16 protein-coding genes are annotated in these 25,760 nt (G+C 69.2%); 11 read left to right on the forward strand and 5 right to left on the reverse strand.

Annotation, left to right across the window (positions count from 1 at the left end; genetic code table 11):
* Positions 1 to 178 precede the first annotated feature (178 nt).
* Positions 179 to 1,540 carry a glutamate--cysteine ligase gene (locus tag J5226_RS06545; protein ID WP_255323091.1) on the forward strand — a complete coding sequence of 454 codons (1,362 nt, stop codon included), beginning with the start codon at positions 179 to 181 and terminating at the stop codon, positions 1,538 to 1,540.
* A 320-nt stretch (positions 1,541 to 1,860) separates the two neighbouring features.
* Entirely contained in the window at positions 1,861 to 2,154 is a 294-nt protein-coding gene (locus tag J5226_RS06550; protein WP_215839033.1) for a hypothetical protein, read from the forward strand.
* Positions 2,155 to 2,638: 484 nt separating this feature from the next.
* On the opposite strand, the gene J5226_RS06555 is transcribed toward J5226_RS06550, so the two are convergent.
* Together J5226_RS06555 and J5226_RS06560 are read right to left on the reverse strand one after the other, a co-directional pair.
* A complete protein-coding gene (locus J5226_RS06555; RefSeq protein ID WP_215839034.1) occupies positions 2,639 to 3,223 on the reverse strand; it encodes an isochorismatase family cysteine hydrolase in 585 nt (194 codons plus the stop codon).
* Complete coding sequence (locus J5226_RS06560) at positions 3,220 to 4,179, reverse strand: DMT family transporter (protein ID WP_215839035.1); 960 nt, start codon at positions 4,177 to 4,179, stop codon at positions 3,220 to 3,222. The genes J5226_RS06555 and J5226_RS06560 overlap by 4 nt, the downstream gene beginning before the upstream one ends.
* A gap of 66 nt (positions 4,180 to 4,245) precedes the next feature.
* Between J5226_RS06560 and J5226_RS06565 the strand changes: the two genes are divergently transcribed.
* The gene (locus tag J5226_RS06565) at positions 4,246 to 5,196 is read left to right on the forward strand and encodes a LysR family transcriptional regulator (RefSeq protein WP_215839036.1); all 951 of its coding nucleotides are present in this window, start codon (positions 4,246 to 4,248) and stop codon (positions 5,194 to 5,196) included.
* A gap of 81 nt (positions 5,197 to 5,277) precedes the next feature.
* Here the strand turns inward: J5226_RS06565 and J5226_RS06570 are convergent, their stop codons facing one another.
* Positions 5,278 to 6,033: a tetratricopeptide repeat protein gene (locus J5226_RS06570; RefSeq protein WP_215839037.1), complete on the reverse strand. Its 756-nt coding sequence runs from the start codon at positions 6,031 to 6,033 to the stop codon at positions 5,278 to 5,280.
* Positions 6,034 to 6,325: 292 nt separating this feature from the next.
* Between J5226_RS06570 and ppc the strand changes: the two genes are divergently transcribed.
* The 4 genes from ppc (at position 6,326) to fghA (ending at position 11,889) form a co-directional block, all read left to right on the forward strand.
* Complete coding sequence (gene ppc, locus J5226_RS06575; RefSeq protein WP_215839038.1) at positions 6,326 to 9,088, forward strand: phosphoenolpyruvate carboxylase; 2,763 nt, start codon at positions 6,326 to 6,328, stop codon at positions 9,086 to 9,088.
* 374 nt (positions 9,089 to 9,462) lie between these two features.
* Positions 9,463 to 9,735, forward strand: a complete 273-nt coding sequence (gene frmR, locus J5226_RS06580) for a formaldehyde-responsive transcriptional repressor FrmR (RefSeq protein WP_215839039.1) — start codon at positions 9,463 to 9,465, stop codon at positions 9,733 to 9,735.
* 95 nt (positions 9,736 to 9,830) lie between these two features.
* Positions 9,831 to 10,940 (forward strand): S-(hydroxymethyl)glutathione dehydrogenase/class III alcohol dehydrogenase, encoded by a 1,110-nt coding sequence (locus J5226_RS06585; protein WP_215840342.1) that lies wholly within the window; start codon positions 9,831 to 9,833, stop codon positions 10,938 to 10,940.
* A 118-nt stretch (positions 10,941 to 11,058) separates the two neighbouring features.
* A complete protein-coding gene (gene fghA / locus J5226_RS06590; RefSeq protein ID WP_215839040.1) occupies positions 11,059 to 11,889 on the forward strand; it encodes an S-formylglutathione hydrolase in 831 nt (276 codons plus the stop codon).
* A 353-nt stretch (positions 11,890 to 12,242) separates the two neighbouring features.
* Here the strand turns inward: fghA and J5226_RS06595 are convergent, their stop codons facing one another.
* Together J5226_RS06595 and J5226_RS06600 are read right to left on the reverse strand one after the other, a co-directional pair.
* Positions 12,243 to 13,391: an efflux RND transporter periplasmic adaptor subunit gene (locus J5226_RS06595; protein WP_215839041.1), complete on the reverse strand. Its 1,149-nt coding sequence runs from the start codon at positions 13,389 to 13,391 to the stop codon at positions 12,243 to 12,245.
* Positions 13,388 to 16,609: an efflux RND transporter permease subunit gene (locus J5226_RS06600; RefSeq protein WP_215839042.1), complete on the reverse strand. Its 3,222-nt coding sequence runs from the start codon at positions 16,607 to 16,609 to the stop codon at positions 13,388 to 13,390. The genes J5226_RS06595 and J5226_RS06600 overlap by 4 nt, the downstream gene beginning before the upstream one ends.
* 589 nt (positions 16,610 to 17,198) lie before the next feature.
* On the opposite strand from J5226_RS06600, the gene J5226_RS06605 reads away from it, so the two are divergent.
* From J5226_RS06605 to J5226_RS06620, 4 genes are all read left to right on the forward strand, one after another.
* Entirely contained in the window at positions 17,199 to 18,140 is a 942-nt protein-coding gene (locus J5226_RS06605; protein WP_215839043.1) for an AraC family transcriptional regulator, read from the forward strand.
* 367 nt (positions 18,141 to 18,507) lie between these two features.
* Complete coding sequence (locus J5226_RS06610) at positions 18,508 to 20,925, forward strand: S8 family serine peptidase (protein WP_215839044.1); 2,418 nt, start codon at positions 18,508 to 18,510, stop codon at positions 20,923 to 20,925.
* Positions 20,926 to 21,433: 508 nt separating this feature from the next.
* Positions 21,434 to 23,884: a S8 family serine peptidase gene (locus J5226_RS06615; RefSeq protein WP_215839045.1), complete on the forward strand. Its 2,451-nt coding sequence runs from the start codon at positions 21,434 to 21,436 to the stop codon at positions 23,882 to 23,884.
* Positions 23,885 to 24,394: 510 nt separating this feature from the next.
* Positions 24,395 to 25,753 (forward strand): hypothetical protein, encoded by a 1,359-nt coding sequence (locus J5226_RS06620; RefSeq protein ID WP_215839046.1) that lies wholly within the window; start codon positions 24,395 to 24,397, stop codon positions 25,751 to 25,753.
* The last annotated feature ends 7 nt before the right edge of the window (positions 25,754 to 25,760 follow it).

The following is a 25,760-nucleotide window of genomic DNA, read 5'->3' on the forward strand; positions in this document are numbered from 1 at the left end:
GCGAGCCGCCGCATATCCAGACTCTGAAATGCTGCAAGGTAGGACCGTGGCGCCGCGCCGGTTCCCCGCCCGGGGAGTCCGGCCGCGGGCGCTGGCCGCGCTCGGCGTGGCGGCGACGCCCGGTCCCGACGACCCGAAAGTTCTGCGAAGCGAGGTGGATGTGTCCGGTCCCAGTCAGGTGAAGGATCTCGAGATTCCCGACGTCAAGGGCGGCGGCCGCGCCGTGCTGATCGACTATTTGGCTTCGGGCGCGCGCCCGGATTCGGATTGGAAGATCGGCACCGAGCACGAGAAGTTCGGTTTCCGCACCGACGACCTGCGCCCGCCGACCTTCGACGGCGAGCGCGGCATCGAGGCCTTGCTCAAGGGCCTGACCCAGTTCGGCTGGGCGCCGGTGGAAGAGAACGGCCGGGTGATCGCGCTGACCCGCGATCAGGCCTCGGTCTCGCTGGAGCCGGCCGGCCAGCTGGAATTGTCCGGCGCGCCGCTGGCGACGCTGCACGACACCTGCGTGGAAGCGGCCACCCATCTGCGCGAAGTGCGCACCGTGGCCGAGCCGATGGGGCTGGGGTTCCTCGGCATGGGCTTCCAGCCCAAGTGGCGGCGCGAGGACATGCCGTGGATGCCCAAGGGCCGCTACAAGATCATGCGCGAGTACATGCCCAAGGTCGGTCATCTCGGCCTGGACATGATGACCCGCACCAGCACCGTGCAGGTCAACCTGGACGTGCGCGACGAAGCGGACATGGTCAAGAAATTCCGCGTGTCGCTGGCGCTGCAGCCGATCGCGACCGCGCTGTTCGCCGATTCGCCGTTCCTGGAAGGCCAGCCCAACGGCTATCTCTCGTACCGCTCGCACATCTGGACCGACACCGATCCCGACCGCACCGGCTTGCTCGACTTCGTGTTCGAGGACGGCTTCGGTTACGAACGCTATGTCGACTATCTGCTCGACGTGCCGATGTATTTCGTCTACCGCGACGGCCGTTACATCGATGCCAGCGGCCAGTCGTTCCGCGACTACCTGGACGCCAAGCTGCCGGCGTATCCCGATCAGCGCCCGACCTTGAAGGACTGGGCCGACCACACCACCACCGCGTTCCCGGAAGTGCGGCTGAAGAAGTACCTGGAAATGCGCGGCGCCGACTCGGGCCCGTGGAACCGGATCTGCGCGCTGTCGGCGTTCTGGGTCGGCCTGCTGTACGACGGCGAAGCCTTGGACGCGGCTTGGGATCTGGTGCTCGACTTCACCCCCGAAGAGCGTCACGCGCTGCGCGACGGCGTCCCGCGTCATGGCCTGCACCTGCCGTTCCGCGACGGCAAGGTGCTGACGCTCGCGCGGCGCGCGCTGGAGATTTCCGCGCACGGCTTGAAGCGCCGCGCGCGCTTGAACCACAACGGCGCCGACGAATCGATCTACCTGGAGCCGCTGATGGAGTTCGTGGCGATGGGCAAGAGCCCGGCGGAGCGCAAGCTCGAGCTGTTCCACGGCGAGTGGGGCGGCGATGTGGATCGGGTGTTCAAGGAATTCGCGTACTGAGGTCTTGCCGGATCGCGGCGGCGATGATGTGTTCGTCGTAGCCGCGTTTCGCGGTCGCAGCTTGCGCAGCTCCTACAGGAGCTCCGGCCGGTTCCGTTTCCGACTGTAGGAGCTGCGCAAGCTGCGACCGCGGCAACGCAACGACGGCGAGCGTTGCCTATCAACACGACAGCAACAATCGTTGCTGTTGCCGTTCGCTTTGACGTATCTCCGAGCAAAGCCCACGCCCCGCAGCCCCGGAGGGCGTGCGCATGGATGCGCACGCGCGCCATGGGTCAGGATGACCCTTATGGCGCGGCCCCGCGCAACGCTGAGCCCTAGTGGCTCTTGATTCGAAAACAAGGAAAGCGCCTTTCTTTGGTTACTTTCTTTGGCAAGACAAAGAAAGTGACCCGGCCGCTTGCGGACGGAACGCTTTGGATTGGAGCTTGTCTTCACTTGTTGTTGCGTTGAAGGCAAAACCAACAGCAAAGTCAAAATGGGTTCCGGCTTTCGCCGGAATGACGGCGTGTGAGCTGCGCTTCTCGCAGGTGGCGGACACCCTGCCCACCGTCATTCCGGCGGCGGAACACCCCACTCACCGTCATTCCGGCGAAAGCCGGAATCCATTTTGATGTTGCTTCCGCTTCCTCTCGCAAGAGCGCACGACGACAAGCGAAGATCAAACGCTTAAAGCTTTCGTCCGCAAGCGGCCGAGTTACTTTCTTTGTCTTGCCAAAGAAAGTAACCAAAGAAAGGCGCTTTCCTTGTTTTCGAATCAAGAGCCACTAAGTCCAGCACCGGGCGCGGGGCTGCGCCGTAAGGGGCATCCATGCCCCTACGGCGCACGCGCGCATCCATGCGCGCGCCCTCCGGGGCTTTGGGGCGTGGGCCTCGGGTGGGGATGCGTCCAAGCGAAGAGCAACAGCAATTGCAACGGCAACGGCAAGATCAAAATGGATTCCGGCTTTCGCCGGAATGACGGAGCTGAAGGTTGCTGGTTTGCGGGCGGCTTCTACGGGCGGCTTCGGTAAAGAGGGCTCGTTGCGATCGAACTCCGACGCTGAGCGCAATCGCACACCAGAACGCCCGACTCCGCTCTCCAAAGCAGCGCGCTGCTTACTGCGCCGCCTCATCGAACGCAATCTGCTCCGATCCCATCACCCGCGCCACCGCCCCCAACATCTCCAACGCCGCCTCATGCACCCGCGCCTCCGCGCTGGCGCAAGCGTCGCCCGCGACGATCACCTCGAAATCGCGATCGTGCGCATCGCGCGCCGTGGTCTGCACGCCGGTCTCGGTGCTGACTCCGCACAGCACCACCCGGGTCACGCCCGCCGCGCGCAGCCTCGCTTCCAAGGCGGTGCCGAAGAACGCGCTCACCCGCGGTTTGACGATGGCCCAGTCGCCGCTCGCCGTCTCCAGGCGCTCGTGGAAACGCGTGCCCCAATCGCCTTCGCGCAGCGCGCCCAGTTGCGCGGCGCGGCCGAACAGCGGCGAGCGCTTGGGCAGGTCGGCGTAGCCGGGCGCGAAGGCGACGCGGATCAGCACCACCGGCGCGTGCGCGGCGCGGGCGCGGCGGGATAGGGCGTTGACGCGTTCGATCAAGCCGCGCTCGCGCACTTGCGCGGCGCTGCGGGCGATCTTGCCGTCGGGGTGGACGATGTCGTTGATCGGGTCGATGACGATGAGCGCGGTGTTCATGCGGACGGTTCCGTAGCCGGGGGACGCGGCGCGCGCGCGCCGCTGCGCAGGGCGGCCACCGCGCCGGCCACGATCAGCGCCGCCCCGAACAAAGCCGAGGGCGCAGCGATGCGGCCGAACAGCAGCCAGTCGAGCAAGGCGCTGACCGGCACCGCGACGTACATCAGCGGCGCCAGAGTCGAGGCGTTGTCCATGCCACGGTAAGCCAGATCGCGCAGCGACTGATTGCCCAGGCTGCAAGCCGCCATGCCGAGCAAGGCCAGGATCAGCACCCACACCGGTTCCGACGCGGCCGTGCCGGCGAGCACCGCGCTCCACGGCGTGTGCATCGCGCCGAACGCGGCCAGCGGCAGGCTCAGCAACGACGCCTGGGTGTAGAGCTTGAACTGATTGCGCAAAGGCGGCTGGCGCTGCGCGCTGCGATAGAACAGCACCTGCGACACCGCCATCGCCAAGCCGCCGGTAAGCGCGATCAGCGCCAGCGGATCGAGCCCGCGCGCGCCCGGCCGCAGCACCGCGAGCACGCCGAGAAAGCCCAGCGCCAAACCGGCCAGCGTCGCCGGCCGCAGGCGTTCGCCGAGCCACAGCCACGCGACCAAGGGAATGAACAAGGGGCCGGTGTTGTAGAGCAGCACCGCTTGCAGCAGATCGCCTTGAGTGGCGGCGAGTACGAAGCAGACCTGGGCGATCACCGCGCACAGCGCGCGCACCCAGCCGGGCCGGTCGGCCAGCGACCATGCGGCGCGCCAGTCGGGGCCGCGCACGAAGGCGGTGAGGATCAGCGCGGGCAGGATGAAACGCCCCCAGGTCACCAGCTCCGGCGCCAGTCCGCGGGTGTAGCGGCTGAGCAGGGCGAGCAGGGCCAGCGAGGTGGAGGCGGCGGCCATCAGGCCGGCGCGCAGGAACAGGGGGCGGGAGGCGACGGGGGCCGTGGCGGTCAGCGGGGCGGTGGACATGTGGTAAATCTATCTGCCGGAATCCTTTTGAAAAATCTCGTTTATCGAGAAAGGTGGTAAGTAAAAATGACCACTAAGCCCGATCCCGAGCGCCCCGGCCCCGGCGCGGACGCGCCGGCCCGCCGCCTGCCGCCGCTGCGCGCGCTGCAGGCCTTCGCCGCCGTGGTCCGCCACGACGGCATGCGCCGCGCCGCCGAGCGCCTGCACCTGAGCCACGCCGCGCTGAGCCAGCACGTCCAGCATCTGGAAGAAGCCTTCGGCCTGCGCCTGCTCGACCGCAGCGGCGGCCGCGCGCGGCCGACGCCGTTGGGGCGCGAGTTCGGCGAAGCGCTGATCGACGGCTTCGAGCGCATCGAAGCGGCGACCGCGCGCCTGCGCCTGCGCGGCGACGAAAGCCGGCGCTTGCTGCTCGGCGCGCCGACCAGCCTCAGCGTGAGCGTGCTGTTGCCGCGGATCGAAGAGTTCTCCGCGCGCGCCGGATTCGAGCTGCAATTGTTTTGCCCCGCCGGCCCGGCCGATCTGGCCCAGGCGCGCGTGCATGCCTTGCTGATGCATCGCGATCCGCACGAACACGGCTTGCGCGGCGAGCTGTTGTTCGAGCAAGCGCTGATGCCGGTGGCCTCGCCCGCGCTGCTTGCGCGCCTGGACCCGCACCGCTGGTGGCTCGACCCGGTGCCCGGCGCGCGCCTGCTGCACGTGGTCAGCGACGGCTGGCGCGAGGACTGGCCGGCGTGGTTCGGTGCCGACACCGCGGCCTGGCCGCTGCCGCAACTGAGCCTGTCCTCGCCGATGCCGGCGATCAGCGCGGCGCTGGCGGGGCAGGGCATCGCGCTGCTGTATCCGCGCCTGATCGCCGAGCGCCTGGCCAACGGCGAACTGATCCCGCTGCCGACGCCGCGCGCCGCGCCGGTGAAGCGCCTGTATCTGGCGTGGTTGCCGGAGGCCGAGGGCGCGGCGCGCTTGCAGTGGGTCCGCGAGTGGGTGGTGGCGTTGTTGGCCGGCGAGAACCTGGAGTAGACGTTAGCGGATAGGAGTTAGGAGATAGCGAAGAGCCGGCTCTCGCTATCTCCTAACTCCTATCCGCTATCTCCTGCTCGCTCACACCGCCTGCGCCCGCTTATCCAACTCGCGCAGCTTGTCCAAATCCGCCTTATGCATCTTGCGCGCGTACGCCGGCAGGCGCCGCGCCTTGGCCTGCGCTTGCTCGCACAACTCGCGCGCGCGGCCGAGTTCGCCCCAGCCGATCAGGCATTCGGCGTAGCGCGCATGCGCCTCGAAGCCGCTGCTGTAGCCGGTCAAGGCTTCGAACTCTTCCTTCGCCTTGGCCTTGTCGCCCTGCGCGGCGACCGCGCGCGCATAGGTCAGATGGCCTTCCGGCGAGCGGAAATCCGGGCGCTTGGCGATCAACTCGTCGAGCAGTTGCCGCGCCTGCGCGGATTCGCCGGCTTCCAGCAGCGCGTGGGCGAGCTTGACTTGGATGTGCGGATCCTCGCGATGCACGCCGCTGAGCGCGGCGCGGTACAGCGGCAGCGCGTCGCCGGCGCGATCGGCGCCGAGCAATGCATCGGCCAGACGCAGGCGATTGTCGGTGGTGGCGGAGGTGTCGAACGCGTCCTGCGCCTCGCGCAGTTCGCGGCCCGGATCGAGCATGCGCCGCACGTTGCCGACCAGGGCGCGGCCGTGGCGGCTGTGGCGCTGTTCGGGCAGCCAGATCGCGAACGCGTACACGACGCTGCCCAGCAGCGGGAACATGAAAAGAATCATCAGCCAGTAGCGGTCCTGGCCGCTGCGCACGGCGTGCACGGCGAAACACAGGGCGACGACGACGTGCAATCCGAGGCCGAGATACGGCATGACGCGGTCCTTGCGAGCGGGGCGGGCGGCGGAAAGTGCGACAGTGTCCGCGTTGCGCTCGCCGCGCGCCAGTGGGGCGCGCGCCGTCGGTCGTCGGATCGGCGGCGCGCAGGCCATCGGGCTGTCATGCGCGTGTCGTGCGACCGTCGCACGCGAGCCCGCATGCCTTGCGCACGAGCGGGCGCGCGGCCGCCGCGCGCCGGGCCCGCGGTGGTTTCAACTGCAACCAAGTCGTCCGCCGCGCTTGCTGCAATGCACAAGCCACTGCGCTAGCCTTGGTCGGATGAACGTCATGACCGATACCAGCGACTCACCGCTTCGGGCAACGGAACAGTTCGCCGAACGCGCCGCCGACTTCGCCCCCACCGACGCCTTGCTGCGCGAGGACGTCAAAACCTTGGGCGCCCTGGTCGGCGAGATCCTCGCCGAACAGCGCGGCGACGGCTTTCTCGACGCGGTCGAGCGCCTGCGCCGCGCCGCGATCCGCCGGCGCGAGGCCGGCGAGCCGGTCGACGCGCTGGCCGCGGCGCTGGCCGATATCGATCTGGAGCAGGCCGCCGACCTGGTGCGCGCCTTCGCCACCTATTTCCAGGCGGTCAATCTGGCCGAGCGCGTGCACCGCATCCGCCGCCGCCGCGATTACGAGCGCAGCGGCGCCGGCGCCCAGCCCGGCGGCCTGCGCGATGCGCTGGCCACGCTGGCGCGGCAAGGCGTCAGCGCCGAGGAAGTCGCCGCGCTGCTGCCGCGGCTGCGGATCGAGCCGGTGTTCACCGCGCATCCCACCGAAGCGGTGCGGCGCGCGCTGTTGGAGAAAGAGCGGACTATCGTCGGCTGCTTGGTCGACGACATCGACCGCGGCCGCACCCCGGCCGAACGCCGCGCCGACCGCGAACGCATCCGTCTGGCGCTGACCGCGAGTTGGCAGACCGCCGAGGCGCCGGCGGCCAAGCCCAGCGTCGCCGACGAATTCGAGCACGTGGGCTTCTATCTTTCCGACGTGCTCTACCGCGTGCTGCCGGTCTATTACGAAGTGTTCGAGGAAGCGCTGCGCGAAACCTACGGCGACGCGCCCGCGTTGCCGGACGTGCTCGGTTTCGGCACGTGGGTCGGCGGCGACATGGACGGCAATCCCAACGTCGGCGCCGACACCATTGCCGCGACCCTGGCCGGCCAGCGCGCGCTGGTGTTGGCCGCGTACCGCCGCGACTTGGCTTCGCTGGCCGAACTGCTGAGCCAATCGGTGCACCGCGTGCGCGTCGACGACGCGGTGCTGGCGCGGGTCGAGGATTACCGCTACCTGCTGCCCAAGGCCGCCGCGCTGCTCAAGCCGCGCCACGCCGACATGCCGTACCGCAACCTGCTCAATCTGATGTCGGCGCGCTTGCAGGCGACGCTGGACGAAAGCGTGCACGGTTATCCCGACGCCGCCGCGTTCCTGGCCGACATCGTGCTGATCGAACGCAGCCTCGCCGCGCATCAGGGCGCGCGCGCCGGCGGCTTCGCGGTGCGGCGCCTGCGCCGGCGCGCGGGATGCTTCGGCTTCCATCTGGCCGGGCTGGATCTGCGCCAGGATTCGGCGACTCACGACGCGGCTTTGGCTGCGCTGCTCGATCAACCCGATTGGGCGACGCTCGATGTCGCCGCGCGCGCCGCGCGCCTGCACCGGTTGCTCGACGGCGACGCGCCGCCCGCGCGCGCCGCCGCGACCGCCGCGCAACCGACGCTGGAAGTGTTCCGCGCGGTGGCGCGATTGCGCCCGCGCTTCGGCGAGCGCGCGTTCGGCCCCTACATCGTCAGCATGAGCCGCAGCGCCGCCGACGCGCTGGCGGTGCTGGCGCTGGCGCGCACCGCCGGCTGCGCCGACGACAAGGGCCGGGTGCCGTTGGACGTGGCGCCGCTGTTCGAAACCGTCGACGACCTCGACGCCGCCGCCGACACGCTGCGGGCCTTGTTCGCCGATCCCGTCTACCGCGGCCACCTGCGCGCGCGCGGCGACCGCCAAGTGGTGATGCTGGGTTACTCCGACAGCGCCAAGGACGGCGGCATGGTCGCCTCGCGCTGGGCCTTGCAGCAGACCCAGATCGCGCTGACCGCGCTGGCCGCCGACAGCGGCGTGCGCATCGCTTTCTTCCACGGCCGCGGCGGCTCGATCAGCCGCGGCGGCGGCAAGACCGAGCGCGCGGTGATCGCCGCGCCGCGCGGTTCGGTCGACGGCTATCTGCGTTTGACCGAGCAGGGCGAGGTGATCCACCGCAAGTACGGCATCCGCGCGCTGGCGCTGCGCAACCTGGAGCAAACCAGCGGCGCGGTGCTGCGCGCGACCTTGCGCCCGCGCGCGCCGGAGCCGCGCGAGGCCGGCTGGCGGCGCATCGCCGGCGAACTCGCGCACGACGCGCGCGCGCACTACCGCGCGCTGGTGCACGAGGATCCGCAGTTCCCGGCCTACTTCCGCGCGGCCACGCCGATCGACGTGATCGAGCGCCTGCGCATCGGCTCGCGTCCGGCCAAGCGCGCCGGTACCGGCGACATCTCCTCGCTGCGCGCGATCCCGTGGGTGTTCGCGTGGTCGCAGAACCGCGCCGGGCTGACCGCGTGGTACGGCGTAGGCACCGGGCTCGCGCGCGCGCTCGACGAACACGGCCGCGAAGCGCTGGCGGAGATGGCGCGCGACTGGCCGTTCTTCGGCACCCTGATCGACGATCTGGAAATGGTGCTGGCCAAGTCCGACCCGGCGATCTTCGAGCGCTACTCGCTGCTCGCTTCGCAGTTGCCGGACGGCGACCTGCACGCGCGCTTCCATCCCGGCATCGCCGCCGAATTCGAGCGCACCCGCGCCGCGGTGCTGACGATCAAGGGCAGCGACGAATTGCTGCGCGGCGATCACCGCCTGCGCCAGTCGATCCGGCTGCGCAATCCCTACGTCGATCCGATCAGCTTGCTGCAAGTGGATTTGCTGGCGCGCTGGCGCGCGGCGGACCGGCCCGACGACGCCTTGCTGCAGGCCTTGGTGGCGACGGTCAACGGCATCGCGGCGGGCGTGCAGAACACCGGCTGAGCGCGGCTCGACGGCGCAATCGCGAACGGCGCGCTTCGGCGCGCCGTTTTCGTATGCGCGATCGAGCGATGTAGGAGCGGCGTAAGCCGCGACCGCGAACCCGCACGAGCCAGCGTCACCGTTCCTGGGCGGTCTGTATTCGACACCCGGAGCGTAGCGCCGGCTTTTTGGTTTGCGCGGTCGCGGCTTGCGCCGCTCCTACAGGTAGGCCATGCGGGTACGGAGGCGGTTGTTCTGCATGAAACCCCTGTAGGAGCGGCGCAAGCCGCGACCGCGCCACCCCAATTTCCGGCGCACGCCGCAAGACCGCCTTCATCCGCCCTCTCATCTGATACTATCCCCCAGTATCCAGCACCACCCGCCCGGAGGCCGCCATGCCCCACACCCCCGCCGAAAAAAAGCGCGTCCTTACCCGCGTGCGCCGCATCAAAGGCCAGACCGACGCGCTCGAACGCGCGCTGGAAGCCGGCAGCGAATGCGCGGCGGTGCTGCAGCAGATCGCGGCGATCCGCGGCGCGGTCAACGGGCTGATGTCGGAAGTGCTGGAAAGCCATATCCGCGAGGAGCTCGGCCAAGCCGTCGCAGACCGCGGACGCGAGGCCAGCATCGACGAGATCGCCGCGTTGGTGCGCTCGTATCTGAAGTAATCGTTCGCCACCCTACGACCGCGGCCGCGCGCCGCGGCCGCTTCCCTCCCGCCACACGGGACGCCACAGGAGAGAGTTTGCCCATGAGCCGGGTCATCAAAAGCCGCGCCGCCGTCGCCTTCGCCGCCGGCGAACCGCTCAAGATCGTCGAGATCGACGTGCAGCCGCCGAAAGCCGGCGAAGTGCTGGTGCGCATCCACGCCACCGGCGTTTGCCACACCGACGCCTTCACCCTCAGCGGCGACGACCCCGAGGGTCTGTTCCCGGCCGTGCTCGGCCACGAGGGCGGCGGCGTGGTGGTCGAAGTCGGAGAGGGCGTCACCGGCCTGAAGCCGGGCGATCACGTGATTCCGCTGTACACGGCCGAATGCCGCCAGTGCAAGTTCTGTCTCTCGGGCAAGACCAATCTGTGTCAGGCCGTGCGCGCCACGCAAGGCAAGGGCCTGATGCCCGACGGCACCACGCGTTTCAGCTACGAAGGTCAGCCGATCTACCACTACATGGGCTGCAGCACCTTCAGCGAATACACGGTCGTGCCGGAAATCTCGCTCGCCGTGGTCAATCCCGAGGCGCCGCTGGAGAAGGTCTGCCTGCTCGGTTGCGGCGTCACCACCGGCATCGGCGCGGTCCACAACACCGCCAAGGTGCAGCCGGGCGACACGGTCGCGGTGTTCGGCCTCGGCGGCATCGGCCTGGCGGTGATTCAAGGCGCGGTGCAGGCCAAGGCCGGGCGCATCATCGGCGTCGACACCAACGCCTCGAAGTTCGAGCTGGCCAAGAAGATGGGCGCGACCGACTGCGTCAATCCGAAGGATTCCGAACGCCCGATCCAGGACGTGCTGGTCGAGATGACCGACGGCGGCGTGGATTTCAGCTTCGAGTGCATCGGCAACGTCGAGGTGATGCGTTCGGCGCTGGAGTGCTGCCACAAGGGCTGGGGCGAGTCGGTCATCATCGGCGTCGCCGGTGCGGGACAGGAGATCAAGACGCGTCCGTTCCAACTGGTGACCGGTCGCGTGTGGCGCGGCACCGCGTTCGGCGGGGTCAAGGGCCGCACCCAGCTGCCGGGCATGGTCGAGCAGGCGATGAAGGGCGAGATCGATTTGGATCCGTTCATCACCCATACCTTGCCGCTGGAGCGGATCAACGAGGCCTTCGATTTGATGCACGAGGGCAAGTCGATTCGCACGGTGATCCACTACTGAGGGGCGCCCTCGCCCTGGCCCGAACGCATAGCGTTCGGGCGTTCGGCGCAGCGCCTCACCCCGCTTGCGGGAGCAGGTGCCCGAAGGGCGAACGAGGGCAAGGACCTACGAGGCGCGCATGGAAAAAATCGAATCCCACGGCTGCTTCGGCGGCCGCCAGCAAGTCTGGAGCCACACCGCCACCACGCTGGGCTGCGCGATGCGCTTCGGCGTGTATCTGCCGCCTCAGGCCGAGAGCGGCGATTGCCCGGTGCTGTACTGGCTCTCGGGCCTGACCTGCACCGAGCAGAACTTCATCACCAAGGCTGGCGCGCAGCGGTACGCGGCCGAGCACGGGGTGATCCTGGTGACGCCGGACACCAGCCCGCGCGGCGAGGGCATTCCCGATGCCGAAGGCTACGACCTGGGCATCGGCGCGGGCTTCTATCTCAATGCGACCCGGCCGAAGTGGGCGGGGCATTACCGCATGTACGACTACGTGGTCGACGAGTTGCCGGCGCTGGTGGACGCGCATTTTCCGACCACCAGCGCGCGCGCGATCAGCGGGCATTCGATGGGCGGGCACGGCGCGTTGACCATCGCGCTGAAGAATCCGGGACGTTATCGCAGCGTGTCGGCGTTCTCGCCGATCGCCGCGCCGTCGCAGTCGCCGTGGGGCGAGAAGGCGTTCGGCGCGTACCTGGGCGAGGATCGCGAGGCCTGGGCGCAGTGGGATGCGACCGCGCTGGTGGCGGGGGCACAGGAGCGCTTGCCGCTGTTGATCGATCAGGGTGGCGACGACGAATTCTTGGCGACGCAGCTCAAGCCGGAATTGCTGCGCGCGGCGTGCGAGGCGGCGGGGCATCCGCTGCAGCTGCGGGTGCGGCCGGGGTACGACCACAGCTATTACTTCATCTCGACGTTCATCGGCGAGCACATCGCGCATCACGCCAGGGCGTTGCACGGCTGAGGCGGGCGGCTGGTTTCGTCGCAGGCGCGGTGTCGCGGTCGCGACTCGTGTCGCTCCTACAGCGGCTTCGGCGGTTGCGCGATCCGATTGTAGGAGCTGCGCGAGCTGCGACCGCGGGGTCGCAGCTCGCGTCGTGGGTTTCGTCGTAGCTGCATTGGCGCGGTCGCGGCTTACGCCGCTCCTACACGGGCTTCGGTGGTTGCGCGATCCGATTGTAGGAGCTGCGCGAGCTGCGACCGCAGGGTCGCCGCTCGCGTCGTGGGTTTCGTCGTAGCTGCATTGCCGCGGTCGCGGCTTGCGCCGCTCCTACAGGGGCGGCGGCTACGGTGCGACGGTTTGAGACGCCGCGCGACTTACGACTTCTTGACCGGCGGCGGCATCGCCTTCGCGCTGACCTTGTTGCCTTCGGCCAACAACGCGTTCGGCGCCAGCACCACGGTGTCGCCCGGCGCGATTCCGGTCAGCACTTCGATCTCGTTGCCGAGGTTGCGGCCCAAGGTCACGTCGCGATACGCCAGGGTCGAACCCTGCGTGACTGTGGCGATCTGCGTACCCGCGGCGCGTTGGACCACGGTCGAGACCGGCAGCATCACCGCCGGCGCCGCGCGCGGCAGGTGCAGGCGCGCGCTGCCGACCATGCCGGCGGGAATGCGGCCGTCGGGGTTGGGCAGGCGCAGTTCGGTGCGCATCACGCCGGCGTCGCGCGAGAGCGCGCGGGCGCTGCGCGCGACTTCGGCCTTGAACACTTGCCCCGGCAGTTCGGGGAAGGTCACTTCGGCCTGCAAGCCGTTCTGGATTTGCAGCGACACGTTCTGCGGCACGTCCACCACCACGCGCAGCGGGTCGAGCACGGCGACTTCGAACATCGGCACGGTCGCGGTGGCCGAATCGCCGACCACGCGGTCGCCGCGTTCGATATTGCGCGCCACCACCACGCCGCCGAACGGCGCGCGCACCTGGGTGAAGGACTGTCGCTCCAGCGCCGAGGTCAGCCGCGCCTGCGCGGCGTTGCGCGCGGCCACGGCGACATCGTAATTGCCCTTGCGGTCGCTGAAGTATTCCTTCGACACCGCGCCGGTGCCGATCAACTGCTGGGCGCGCTGGAAGTTGACCTTGGCCAGTTCTTCGTCGGCCGTGGTCTGGGCGACGACCGCGCGCGCTTCGCGCACGCCTTGGTCGATCTCCGGCGCGGAGATCGTCGCCAGCACTTGCCCGGCGCCGACCTTGTCGCCGAGTTCGACCTTGCGTTCGCTGACGAAGCCGGTGGCGCGCGCGTACAACGCCGCCGATTCGCCGGCCTGCGCGCGCGCAGGCAGGCTCAGGTCGTAGGCCGCGTCGGCGGCCTTGGCTTGCACGGTCAGCACTTCGGGCGTGCCCGGCGCTTGCGCGGTTTCGGCTTCGCTGCGGCCGCAGCCGCTCAACGCGGCCAGCGCGAGGCCGGCGACCGCGGCGCTCAGCGCGGTGCGCAGCAAGGGAGCATGGGTTCGATTGAGGCGGTTCATGCGTTGACTCCGGCGGGGGCGCCGTCGCCCGGGGCGACGGCGGTGTTCGTGGCGGTAGCGTCTTCAGTGTCGGCGTCGGCCGGTTTGCGGCGGCGGCCGACGACGGCGAGGATCGAGGGCACCAGGATCAGCGTGGCCGGCGTGCCGAACAGCAGGCCGCCGATCACCGCGCGGCCCAGCGGCGCGTTCTGCTCGCCGCCGTCGCCCAGTCCGATCGCCATCGGGATGATGCCGAGGATCATCGCGCTGGCGGTCATCAGCACCGGGCGCAAGCGCACCGCCGCCGATTCGTACGCGGCCAGTTCGGGATCGTGACCGTCGGCGATCAGGCCGCGCGCGAAGCTGGTGACCAGCACCGAGTTCGCGGTCGACACGCCGATCACCATCATCACGCCCATCAGCGCCGGCACGCTCAGCGGCGTGCCGGTGACGAACAGGCCGATGGCGGCGCCGGCGATGGCGATGGGCAGGCCGGACATGGCGACGGCCGGCTGGATCCACGACTGGAAGTTCACCACCAGCACCAGGAACACCAGGATCGCCGACATCACCAGGCCGGCGGCGAGTTCGCCGTAGGCGTTCTGCATCTCGCCGGCCTGGCCGACGATCTCGATGCGGTTGCCGGGCTTGAGCTGGCCGTTGAGTTGCTGGGTGATCGCGCTGAGCTGGTCGTAGACCGAACCCAGGTCGGTGCCTTCGACGTTGGCGATGACGCTGATCGTCGGCGCCAGCGTGGTGCGGGCGATGCTGGCCGGGACGTTGCGCGGCGTCACCGTGGCGATGTTGCGCAGCAGGACCGCTTCGCCGTTGGCGCCGATGCGCAGCGGCGAGTTCATCAGTTGGTCGATGTCGCGCAACTGGTTGATCGGCGCCTGCACCTGCACGGTGTAGGCGATGGCGTTGACGGTGTCGGTCCAGTACACCGGCGACACCGTGCCGGCCGAGCCGAGCACCGCCAGCACCGCGCGCGCGGCCTGCTGCGGGTCGAGGCCGAGCTGGGCGGCGCGGGTGCGGTCGATCTTGACCTGATACTCGGGCAGATCGAGCACTTGGCGCAGCGAGATATCGACCGCGCCGGGCACCTGATGCAGGCGCTTTTCGATCTCGCGCGCCAAGGCCATGTTGCCGGGCACGTCGCGGCCGATCAGGCGCACCTCGAATGCGGCCGCGGCCGAGCCCGCGAGAGTGCGGCTGGTCGCGTCCGGCGGACGCTCGAACAGCTTGACCTCGGGGAAGCGCTCGGCGATGCGCTTGCGGATCTTGACCAGATAATCGTGGCTGTTGGCGTGCGGAGAGCGCAGCTGCAGCATGATTTCGGCCTCGAACGAGCCGACCACGGTGCTGTCGACCAGCGACAGGTTGATCGCGTCGGGCACGCCGATCTGTTCGTACACCGTCTGCAGTTCGTTGGCCGGGATGATCGCGCGGATCTCGCGCTGGATCTCGCTGAGCTTGGCCGCGGTTTCCTCCAGGCGCGTGCCGGTCGGCAAACGCACTTGCAGGCGCAACTGGCCGGCATCGACCTGCGGGAAGTACTCGCGGCCCAGCGACATCGCCGCGCCCGCGCCGAGCGCGAACACCAGCAGTGCGGCCAAGGCGAGCACGCCGCCGTGGTGGCCGAGCTTGACCAGCAGCGCGTGGTGCTTGTCGCGCAGCGAATCCAGGGTGTGCTCGACTTTGTGGTTGATGCCCAGCAGCAGCTTTTCCGGCGCCCAGCGCGGATTGGCGCGGCTTTGGATGTCGGCCGGCAGCAGCAGGTAGCACAGCACTGGGATCAGCGTGCGCGAGAGCAGGAACGAGGCCAGCATCGCGAAGATCACCGCCAGCGCCAGCGGGGTGAACACCCACGCCGACAGGCCGGTCATCAGCAGGATCGGGGTGAGCACGATGCAGATGGAGATGGTCGAGACCATTTCCGGGAACACCACTTCCTTGGCGCTGTCCAGGATCGCGGTGCGCACGTCCTTGCCGAGCGCGATGTTGCGGTTGGTGTTCTCCACGTCGACCACGGCGTTGTCGACCAGGATGCCGATGGCCAACGCCAAACCGCCGAGGGTCATGACGTTGAAGGTGTAGCCGAGCAAATGCAGCATGGCGACGGAGGCCAGCAGCGCCAGCGGGATCGCCGAGAGCACGATCAGGCTGGAACGCCACGAGCCGATGAACACCAGCACCACCAGCGCCACCAACAGGCCGACCAGCACCGCTTCGTGTTCGATCGAACCGATCGCGTTGTCGACGAATACCGACTGATCGAAGATCGCGTGGATGCGCGTGCCCGGCGGCGCCGAGGCTTCGATCTCGGGCAGGCGCTCGCGCACCGCGCGCACGATCTCGACCGCGGACGCGCCGCCGAGCTTGATCAGCGCCACCGACACCGCGCTGGAGCCGTCCATGCGCGCCACGTTGGTCTGCAGCGCGCCGCCGTCGCGGACCGAGGCGACATCGCGCACGTAGATCACCGTGCCGCCGCGCGAGGCCACCGGAATTTCCAGGAACTCGCTGGCCGTGGCCGGGCTGGTGTCGATCGAGATCTGCATCTCGCGCGCGCCTTCGCGGATCGAACCCGAGGGCAAGGTCGGGCTGCCGCGCTCCAGCGCCGCGGTGACGTCGGCCGGGGTCAGGCCGTAGGTCTGCAATCGCGCCGGATCGAGATCGACCATGATCTGCCGCGGCGCGCCGCCGTAGGGCAGGGTCATGCGGATGCCGGGGATGGTTTGGATCTGCGAGCGCAGTTGCAGGCGCGCGTAGTCGTAGAGCTGCGCTTCGGTCAGCGAATCCGACGACAGCACCAATTGCAGTACCGGCGTGGAGGACACGTTGTTGCGCACCACCAGCGGCGGGGAAGTGCCGGGCGGCATGCGCCGCAGGATCGTCTGCGAGACCGAGGTGATCTGCACCAGCGCGCGGTCGAGGCTGACCGTGGGCTGGAAATCGATGCGCACGATGCTGGCGCCGTTGAGCGTCTCCGAACGCACTTCCTTGAGGTCGTCGACGGTGTTGAGGATCGCCGCCTCGGAGAACGAGGTCATCTTGGCGGCGACGTCGGCGGCAGGCAGGCCGCTATACGTCCACACCAGATTGACCGAGGGAATGCCGACTTCCGGCAGGATGTCGGTCGGCATCTTGCGCGCGGAGAGCACGCCGAACAGCAGGATCAGGATCGCCAGGACGCCGATGGTGTATCGGCGGCTCAGCGCGTATTGGACTATCCACATCGTGTGAGGTTCCGACGGCTGGATCGGTGGTGCGGAGTGTCCACGCCGCGCGGCCGTCGAGCAGCCGTACCGGGTGGAATGATTCGTATGCGTGCCGCAACAGTGCGGCGTGCGGATGCGCGGCGGACGAACGCGTCGCTGTCGCACTGTAGGCGCCGCGCGCATACGCGAGGCTGTCGCTGCGCTGACAAATTCGTCAGTTGCCGCTTCGCGCGGACGCGACGAGCGCGCGCGGCGCGGCGGCGGATGAACGGCTGGCGTTGGGTTCCCGGGTCTGGCGTGGCCTCGCTGGCAGGGCGGTTCGGCGGCGCGCGAGCGCCGGCCCGCCGGCGGCTCCTGACCGGCGCGCCGGCCGCGGGCGCGCGCGTCCTGCGGGACGCCACGACCGGGCCGCCGCCCACCGGACCGCGCCGGCAAACGCCGGAACCGGGACCGCTGGGGGAGTAGGCTTAACTTAGGCCCGAAACCGCGGGCGCGTTAGTACATTACTGCCGCATCGTTGCCCGATCCTGCAATTCGGCCGAAGCGGCACAGTCTCAGGCCAGATTCGTACCGATAATCCCAGCCGTCCGCCCGTCCCCGGGAAGCCATGAGCGCCAACACTTCCGCCGATACCATCGCACAGCGCGGGCACTGCGCGGCGCAGGCCGAGCTGGTGGACCGGATTGCCCGATTGACGGTCGCCGGCGACGGAGTCCACGACACCCGGGTGCGCCAGCTGCATCTGATCCGGATGGGCGGGCCGACCGAATGCGCGCCCTCGGTGTACGAGCCGCGCCTGTGCGTGGTGGCGCAGGGCCGCAAGGTGGTGACGCTGTCCGACCGCGTCTATCACTACGACCCGCTCAACTATCTGGTGGTGTCGGTGACCTTGCCGATGATTGGGCAAGTGGTCGAGGCCACGCCGGATAAACCGTATCTGTGCTTGCGCATCGACATCGATCCGGCCGAGATCGCGCGCTTGATCGTCGATGCCGGGCACGCGCCGCCGAACGAACACAGCGGCGTGGACCTGGGCCTGTACGCGGCCAAGGTCAACACCACGCTGATGGACGCGGTGCTGCGGCTGATGCGTTTGCTCGACACGCCGCAAGACTTGCCGGTGCTGGCGCCGATGGCGCTGCGCGAGATCTTCTACCGCGTGCTGATGGGCGACCTCGGCCACCGCCTGCGCACGCTGGCGCTCACCGACAGCCGTTCCAGCCGCGTCGCCAAGGCGGTGACGATGCTGCGCCAGCGCTATCTGCTGCCGCTGTGCATCGAAGACTTGGCCGACGAGCTGCACATGAGCACCTCGTCGCTGCACCATCAGTTCAAAGCGGTGACCACGATGTCGCCGCTGCAATTCCAAAAGCATCTGCGCCTGCACGAGGCGCGCCGGCTGATGATGATCGACGGCATGGAGGCGGTGACTGCCGCGCATCGCGTCGGTTACGAAAGCCCTTCGCAGTTCTCGCGCGAGTACAAGCGCCTGTTCGGCGCGCCGCCGCGCGCGGAAGTGATCCTGGCGCGCGGCGTGCCGCAGGGCTGAACGCCGCGCGGCTCGGCGGCGATTTTCGTCGCCGGACTTGGACGTCTTAATGCAAATCGCCGATGCGCGTTCAGCATCGCGGCGAGCGCGCGCTTTGCGGAATGTGACTTCAACGCATCCGCGCCGCATCCCCCCATCGCCGTTTTCATGGCGATTCGTTCTTTAAGAAATCCGTCGCCCGCGTAGGGTGATCGCGGGTCGAACGCGTTTGTGTCTGTGAGCGCACAAGAATTCCGCGGTTTTTGCGCTCGCTCCCACCTCCTATTTCTTTCGCAGGCAACCGGCGTTGAGGCCGGTCGCTGCGAGGCGGACGGCTGCGCGTTCGGTACGCGCCGCATCCGCTCACTACGCTTACAGGAATCGGTCGATGAACAAGCTTGCTACGAAGAAGTTCGCCGTGCTCGGTCTGGCCGCGGCGTGCGCCGCGGGATTGCTGTGGATGCGGCAGGAAGCGCGGCCGCCGGCCGCGGCGGGTTTGGCCGCATCGGATTCGTCCGCGCAGGCGTCGGGCAGCGTGCCGGCGCCGACGATGCGGCCGGCCTCGCTGGTCGCGCCGACGCCGCTCAACCGCGCGCAAGCCAAGCTCGGCAGCGGCCAGTTGCTGGCGGCGGTGCAGTCGTTCGCGCAGGATTCGGCGGCCGCGTCGTCGTCCGCCGCCGCGCCGGGCGCGAACGCTTCAGGCGCCCACGGCCGCGGCGCGGCGCGCGCGGCCGGCAACGTCGCCGCGCAGATCGCTGCGCTCGACCGGGTCGGCATTCCGGCGCGCTTCCGCGACGGCGAGAAGGTCAAGGTCAACGTCGATCTGGCCCTCACCCACGACGAAGTCAGCAACCCGGTCCTGCTCGACCGCGCCACCGCCGCGCTGCGCGAAACCCTGCGCGGCGCCGGCGTGCAGGCCCAGCAGATCAACGGTTCGCCGAGCCTGGAAGCCGCGGTGCCGCTGGCGCAGTTGGAGTGGGTGGCCGGGCTCGCGCCGGTGGCGCAGATCTCGCTGATGGCGATGACCACCACCGCCGCGTTCAGCGACGGCGCCACCGCCAGCGACATCGATCGGCTGCGTTCGCTCGGCAACTACGACCAGCTGGCGCAGGCGCTGCGCCGCGACCTGCGCGGCGAAGGGCTGACCATCGCCATCGTCGACCACTTCAACGACCTCAACGGCGCCGTGCAGGGGCTGCAAAACGCCGACGAGTGGCCCGCCAACAGCGACGACGCGCCGGGCAAGCTGACCCTGACCGCGTCCTCCAACGGCGTCTTCGGCTATCGCGGCATCGCCCACGGCAACGCGGTCACCGAGATCGCCTACGACATCGCGCCGGCGGCGAGCTTCCGTCTGTACGACAACGTCGGCGTGGCCGATTGGGTCAGCGCGATCCAAGACGCGGCCAACCTCAACGCGCAGAACGTCGCCCAGGGCGAGCCGCGCGCGCAGGTCATCACCGCTTCGCTGGGTTTCAACCTCAACGCGCCCGGCGACGGCACCGGCACCGGCAGCGATCTGCGCGGCTTGTACGAGGCCATCGACGCGGCCAAGCGCAACGGCGCGATCGTGCTCAACGCCGCCGGCAACGAGGCGCAGAACCACTGGGACGGCGACAGCACCGGCGGCGCCGGCGCCAACGTGCTGCAGGACTTCGTGGTCGGCAACCGCGACGCCAACGGCGTGGAGATCGTCGAGAGCGTGAACCCGTTGACCATCGAAGGCCGCTACGACGGCTGCATCCCGGTCGGCGCCAAGAGCCAGAAGGACAAGGACACCTTCGAGTTCGACGTGTGGCTGGGCTGGAACGACTGGACCCGCGCCAACAACGTCACCGACGCCGACTACAAGGTCGAACTGGTGCGCTGGGCCGACGCGGTGACCCGCCGCCAGGGCGGCCGCACCGTGGTGGTGACGCCGGCGCGTTGGGTCGCGGCGGCGCAGTCCGACGAGGCGCAGAACGGCGGCGCCGGCCAGCAGCCGCTGGAGTTCATTTCCTATCAGGCGCCGGCCGCCGACAAGACCACGGCGTGCGACGCGCAGGGCTTCAGCACGGCGCGCTTCGCCGGCGGCGGCAAGTTCGGCGTGCGCATCACCCGCAAGACCGCGGGCGCGGCCAATTTCCTGCGGCTGATGAACTCCGGCTACAACTTCGGCTACGGCCAGACCGAGCGCTCGCTGATCCATCCGGCCGATTCGGCCAGCGTGGTGACGGTGGCGGCGCTGGATGCGGCGACCTCGAACCTGGAGGACTACAGCTCGCGCGGCCCGGTGCTCGCCGACGGCGGTGCGCGCCCGAACGGGCAGGCCGCGGGCAACGCCAAGCCCGACCTCGCCAACTTCGCCAACGTCGACACCGTTTCGTACGGCGACAACGAGTTCAACGGCACCTCCTCGGCGACGCCGCACGTGGCCGCGCTGGCGCTGCTGGGCCTGCAGCATCAGCGACAGCTCACCAACGCCACCGTGCCGGCGCCGTTGCCGGCGGGCGCGACCCAGGCGCAGAAGGATGCGCGCGCGGCCTTGCTGAAGCAGCGCAACGTCGCCTTGGCCGACGCCACCTACGACTCGCTGGTCTACGTCGCCAGCACCGGCGGCAACGACCTCGGGCCGGTCGGCTTCGACGCCAGCTACGGCAATGGGCGGCTGAAGTTCCATGCGAACTCCGAGTCGTGCTTCCTGTCGGCGCTGTACGACGCGCAGTACCGCTCGCTGTTGCCGGCGCAGGCCAATCCGTTGCCGGCCGGACAGAAGAGCTACGAGCAATTGCTCGCCGAAAGCAGCGCGGCCTGCTCGGCGCAGTAAACGCGGGACGGTTCGCGGTTCGCGCCGCGCGGCATGCGGCGCGGGTTGCCCCCAAGGGCACTGGATGCGTTCCAGTGCCCTATTTTCGTTGCGAGCCCGTGCGCGAGATGGAGAGGGCGCCGCGACGGCTGCGTGCGCGGATGCATCGCGAGGTTCGCATTCGTCGCGCACGCGCCGGTTTGCATCGCCGCGTCGCGCGCGCGTCGATTGCGTTCCCGCACCGCATTCAGTTCGGCTGACAAGTGTGACCGCAACGCACGAACGCGCTTTCCCCCTATCGCCGCTTCATGGCGATTCGTTCTTTAGGAACAGCGACACACGCGTAGGGTGATCGAACAGGGCGTGCGTTTGTGTCTGTGAGTGCACAAGAAACCTGACGTTCTGTGCGCTTGCCATCCACCGACTATTTCGTTCGCATCCCGGCCGCGAGGCCGGGCGCTGCGAAGCGGGCGACTGCGCGCGTTCGGTCGGCGCCTGAGTCCGTTCATCCGCATACAGGAATCGGTTAATGAACAAGCTTGCTACGAAGAAATTCGCCGTGCTCGGTTTGACTGCGGCGTGCGCCACCGCGCTGCTGTGGGCGGCGCAGGACGGCGCGCCCGCGCAGACGCTGTCGCGCGCCAATGCGCCGTCGCTCGGCGGCGCGCCGGCCGCGTCGGCATCGGGAACGGCGCCGGCGTCGTCCGCCGCGTCCGCGCCGACCGGCGGCGCGCAAGTGCGCGCGGTCGCCGCGGCCGCGCCGGTGCCGCACACGCCGGCCCAGGCCAAGCTCGGCGCCGGGCAGTTGCTGCAAGCGCTGCAGTCCTTCGCTGCGGATCCCACCGCGCGCCGCGCCGCGGGCGCCAGCGCGCCGGGCAGCGCGGCGTACAGCGTCGCCACCGCCGCCGCGCAGATCGCCGCGCTCGACCGCGCCGGCATTCCCGCGCGCTATCGCGACGGCGAGCGGGTCAAGGTCAACGTCAATCTGGCGCTGAGCCAGGACACCATCGCCAACGCCAGCCTGCTCGACCGCGCCGCGACCTCGCTGCGCGAAACCCTGCGCGGCGCCGGCCTGCAAGTGGAGAAGATCAACGGCTCGCCGAGCCTGGAAGCGTTCGTGCCGCTGGCGCGGCTGGAGTGGGTGGCGGGCCTGCGCGACGTGGCGCAGATCTCGCTGCTGGCGATGCCGCGCACCGCCGCGTTCAGCGACGGCGCCACCGCCAGCAACATCGATCAGCTGCGCGCGCTGGGCAATTACGCCGGCCTCGACGCCGGCCTGCGCCGCGACCTCAAGGGCGAAGGCCTGACCATCGCCGTGTTCGATCAGTTCGCCGACACCGCCGGCGAGGTCAAGGCGCTGCAGGACGCCAACGAGTGGCCGAAGAACAGCGCCGCGGTCGCCGACAAGGTGACGTTGTTCAAGCCCGCCGCCGGCGCGTTCGGCTACACCAAGGTCAAGCACGGCAACGCCGTGGTCGAGATCGTCTACGACATCGCGCCGGAAGCGAAATTCCGCATCTACGACGCCGGCCAGACCGCCGACTGGGTCAAGGGCATCCAGGACGCGGCCAACCTCAACGCGCTCAACCAGCCGCAGGGCGAGCCGCGCGCGCAGGTGTTGACCGCCTCGCAAGGCATGTCGCTGTACGCGCCGGGCGACGGCACCGGCACCGGCAGCAACCTCAAGGGCTTGTACGACGCGATCGAGGCGGCCGCGCGCAACGGCGTGCTGATCCTCAACGCCGCCGGCAACGAAGCGCAGAAGCATTGGGACGACGACAGCACCGCGGGCGCGGTCGCCAACACGCTGCAGGACTTCGTGGTCGGCAACCGCGACGCCAACGGCGCGCTCATCGCCGACAACATCAATCCGCTGCGCATCGACGGCTTCGGCGAATGCATTCCGGTCGGCGCGGTCTCGCAGGCCGATCAGAGCCTGATCGAAATCGACGTGTGGCTGGGCTGGAACGACTGGACCGGCGGCGCCAACACCACCGACGCCGACTACCGCCTGGAACTGGTGCGTTGGGCCGATGCGGTGACCCAGCGCCAGTGGGACTGGAACACCTGGAGCTACAAGACCGTGACGGTGACGCCGGCCGGTTGGGTCGCGGTGAGCCAATCCGACGAAGCGCAGAACGGCGGCGCCGGCCAGCAGCCGCTGGAGCGCGTGGTGCTCAATCCGGCCGCCAACACCAAGACCACGACCTGCGACGGCGTGTTCAACAACCGCTTCGCCGGCGGCGGCAAGTTCGGCGTGCGGATCGTGCGCAAGAGCGCGGGCGCGAGCAACTTCCTGCGCTTGATGAGCGGCGGCCTGCACAGCTTCCAGTACGGGCAGAACGAACGCTCGCTGGTGCATCCGGCCGACTCGGCCAGCGTGATCACGGTGGCGGCGCTGGACGCGGCGACCTCGAACCTGGAGAGCTACAGCTCGCGCGGCCCGGTGCTCGCCGCCGGCGGCGCGCGTCCGGCCGGGCAGGCCGCGGGCAACGCCAAGCCCGATCTGGCCAACTTCGCCAACGTCGACACCGTGTCCTACGGCGACAACCAGTTCAACGGCACCTCGTCGGCGACCCCGCACGTGGCCGCGCTGGCGCTGCTGGGCTTGCAGCATCAGCGTCAGCTGACCAACGCCACCGTGCCGGCGCCGCTGCCGGCGGGTGCGACCCAGGAGCAGAAGGACGCGCGCGCCGCGTTGTTGAAGCAGCGCAACATCGACTTGGCGGACGCCACTTACGACTCGCTGGTGTACGTGTCGAGCACCGGCGGCAACGACCTGGGCGCGGCCGGTTTCGACAGCAGCTACGGCAACGGCCGCTTGAAGTTCCACGCGAACTCCGAGGCCTGCTTCTTGTCGTCGATCTACGACGCCAAGTACCGCGCGCTGCTGCCGGCGCAGGCGAACCCGCTGCCGGCGGGCCAGAAGAGCTACGACCAGTTGCGCACGGAGAACAGCGCGACTTGCGCCACTAAGTAACGCCATCGCGGATCGGCGGCGCGCGCCGTGCGCATGCGGCGCGGGCCGTCCCTGGGGCGCCGGACTTCGGTCCGGCGCCTTTTTTTGTGCGCGCGGTTGGTGCGCGCGTCCCGGTCGCCGTCGCTGCGGCGACGCGCGTTCGCGCACAACCGCGTTGCGATGCAACAGACCTCACCTACGCTCACCGTCGTTGGCGCGCTGCGCGCGCGCGGGCCGCATCGCCCCACAGGTTCATACGCAATCGCGGCCGCGCCGAGGACAAATGCGCCGCGCGATGTCGCGCTTGCGCGGTTTGCGCGGCTTCTGCCTTGCACGTCGCACTTTCGCCGCGCGTGCGCGCTTAGCGTGCGTTCCCGACGCGAAGCAGCCCGCGCACCGCCCGCCAGCCGACGTCGCCGCGCCCGCGCCCGCGTGCGTGCGCGCGCGGCCGCGCCGTCGGACGCGCCCGGGCCGCCTCGCCGCGCAGCGGAAACCTCCGCTGCGTCCATCGAGGAGCACGGGGACCCCGACATGCCGCAGATCTTCCGCACTTACCCGCACGCGCGTTCGCTGCCCTTGGCGGCGGCCGCGCTGGCGCTCGCGCTGGCCGCTTGCAGCGACGGCCGCGTGCGGTCCGAACCGTCCGGCGCGCAGCCGCGTCCGCAACAGGCGTGGAACGGCGGGCCGCCGCCGCCGCCGCTGAGTTCGACGATCCCGCTGGACGTCAGCGTGCCGCAGAGCAATCCGGACCTGCAGGATTTGCAAGACGATTTCGATCTGTTCTCGTGGCAGTCCTTCGTCGCGGTGAACTGGCCGGCCGGGCCCGACGGCAATCCGAACTCCGGCGCGACCATCGGCCCCGACGTGCCGACGGTGTGGGAGAACTGGAAGGAAAGCCGCGAGATCTTCCTGCCCGGCGGCGCGCCTCCGCCGCCGTGGGGCCAGGACACGCCGCCGCCGCCGGTGTGCAAGGACGTGGGCAACGCCACCTTGCGCCTGACTCAGGTCGGCAAGACCCCGAACGTGCTCGACGAAAGCGGCGAGCCCTTCGAGACCGGCCCGTTGATCGATCAGAACGGCCAGTACGTGCGCTTCGCGATCCTGACCAATCAGAACATGTTCGACAACATCGTCGCCAACGGCCTGTACAGCAAGGCGGGGCAGCAGAAGTTCGGCAAGCCGGCGAATTTCGCGCTGCCGGCGAACTCCAAGCAAGTCGGCGCGATCATGGTCAAGTCGGCGTGGAAGGTGCTCGGCGCCGGCGACGACGCCAAGCGCTTCCACACCGCCAAGGCGCTGGTCTATACCAATCCCGGCGAGCACGAAGGCGTGCAGGCGTCGTGCAAGCTGCAGACCGTCGGGCTGGTGGGGCTGCACATCGCGCACAAGACCCAGGGCGAGCCGCAATGGGTGTGGTCGAGCTTCGAGCACGTGGACAACGTGCCGACCCAGGGCGAGCCGATCGACAAGGCGCACTACAACTTCTACAACAAGAGTTGCACCACCTGCAAAGTCAACGAGCCGCCGCCGCGGCCGTGGAATCCGAACAACGCCTATACCCAGCCGACCCAGGTGATGCGGGTGATCCCGCTGACCGACTCGACCAAGCGGCTCAACGCCACCTATCAGGCGCTGCTGAGCAAGAACTATCCGGGCACGGTCTGGGCCAACTACGAGCTGGTCAGCACGCAGTGGCCGACCAATCCGAAGAATCCGATCGATCCCACCGGCAATCCGGCGCCCGCGTTCCTCGCCAACACCACCTTGGAAACCTACATCCAGGGCCGCGTGCCGCAGGCATCGTCGAGCTGCATGGCCTGCCACAACAACGCGACCATGACCACCGGATTGACCTCGGACTTCACCTACCTGCTGCAGCGCGCGCAATAAGGGGACA

Origin of the sequence: Lysobacter sp. K5869 (genome assembly GCF_018847975.1) — a bacterium.
In the GTDB taxonomy this organism is placed as follows: Bacteria; Pseudomonadota; Gammaproteobacteria; order Xanthomonadales; family Xanthomonadaceae; genus Lysobacter.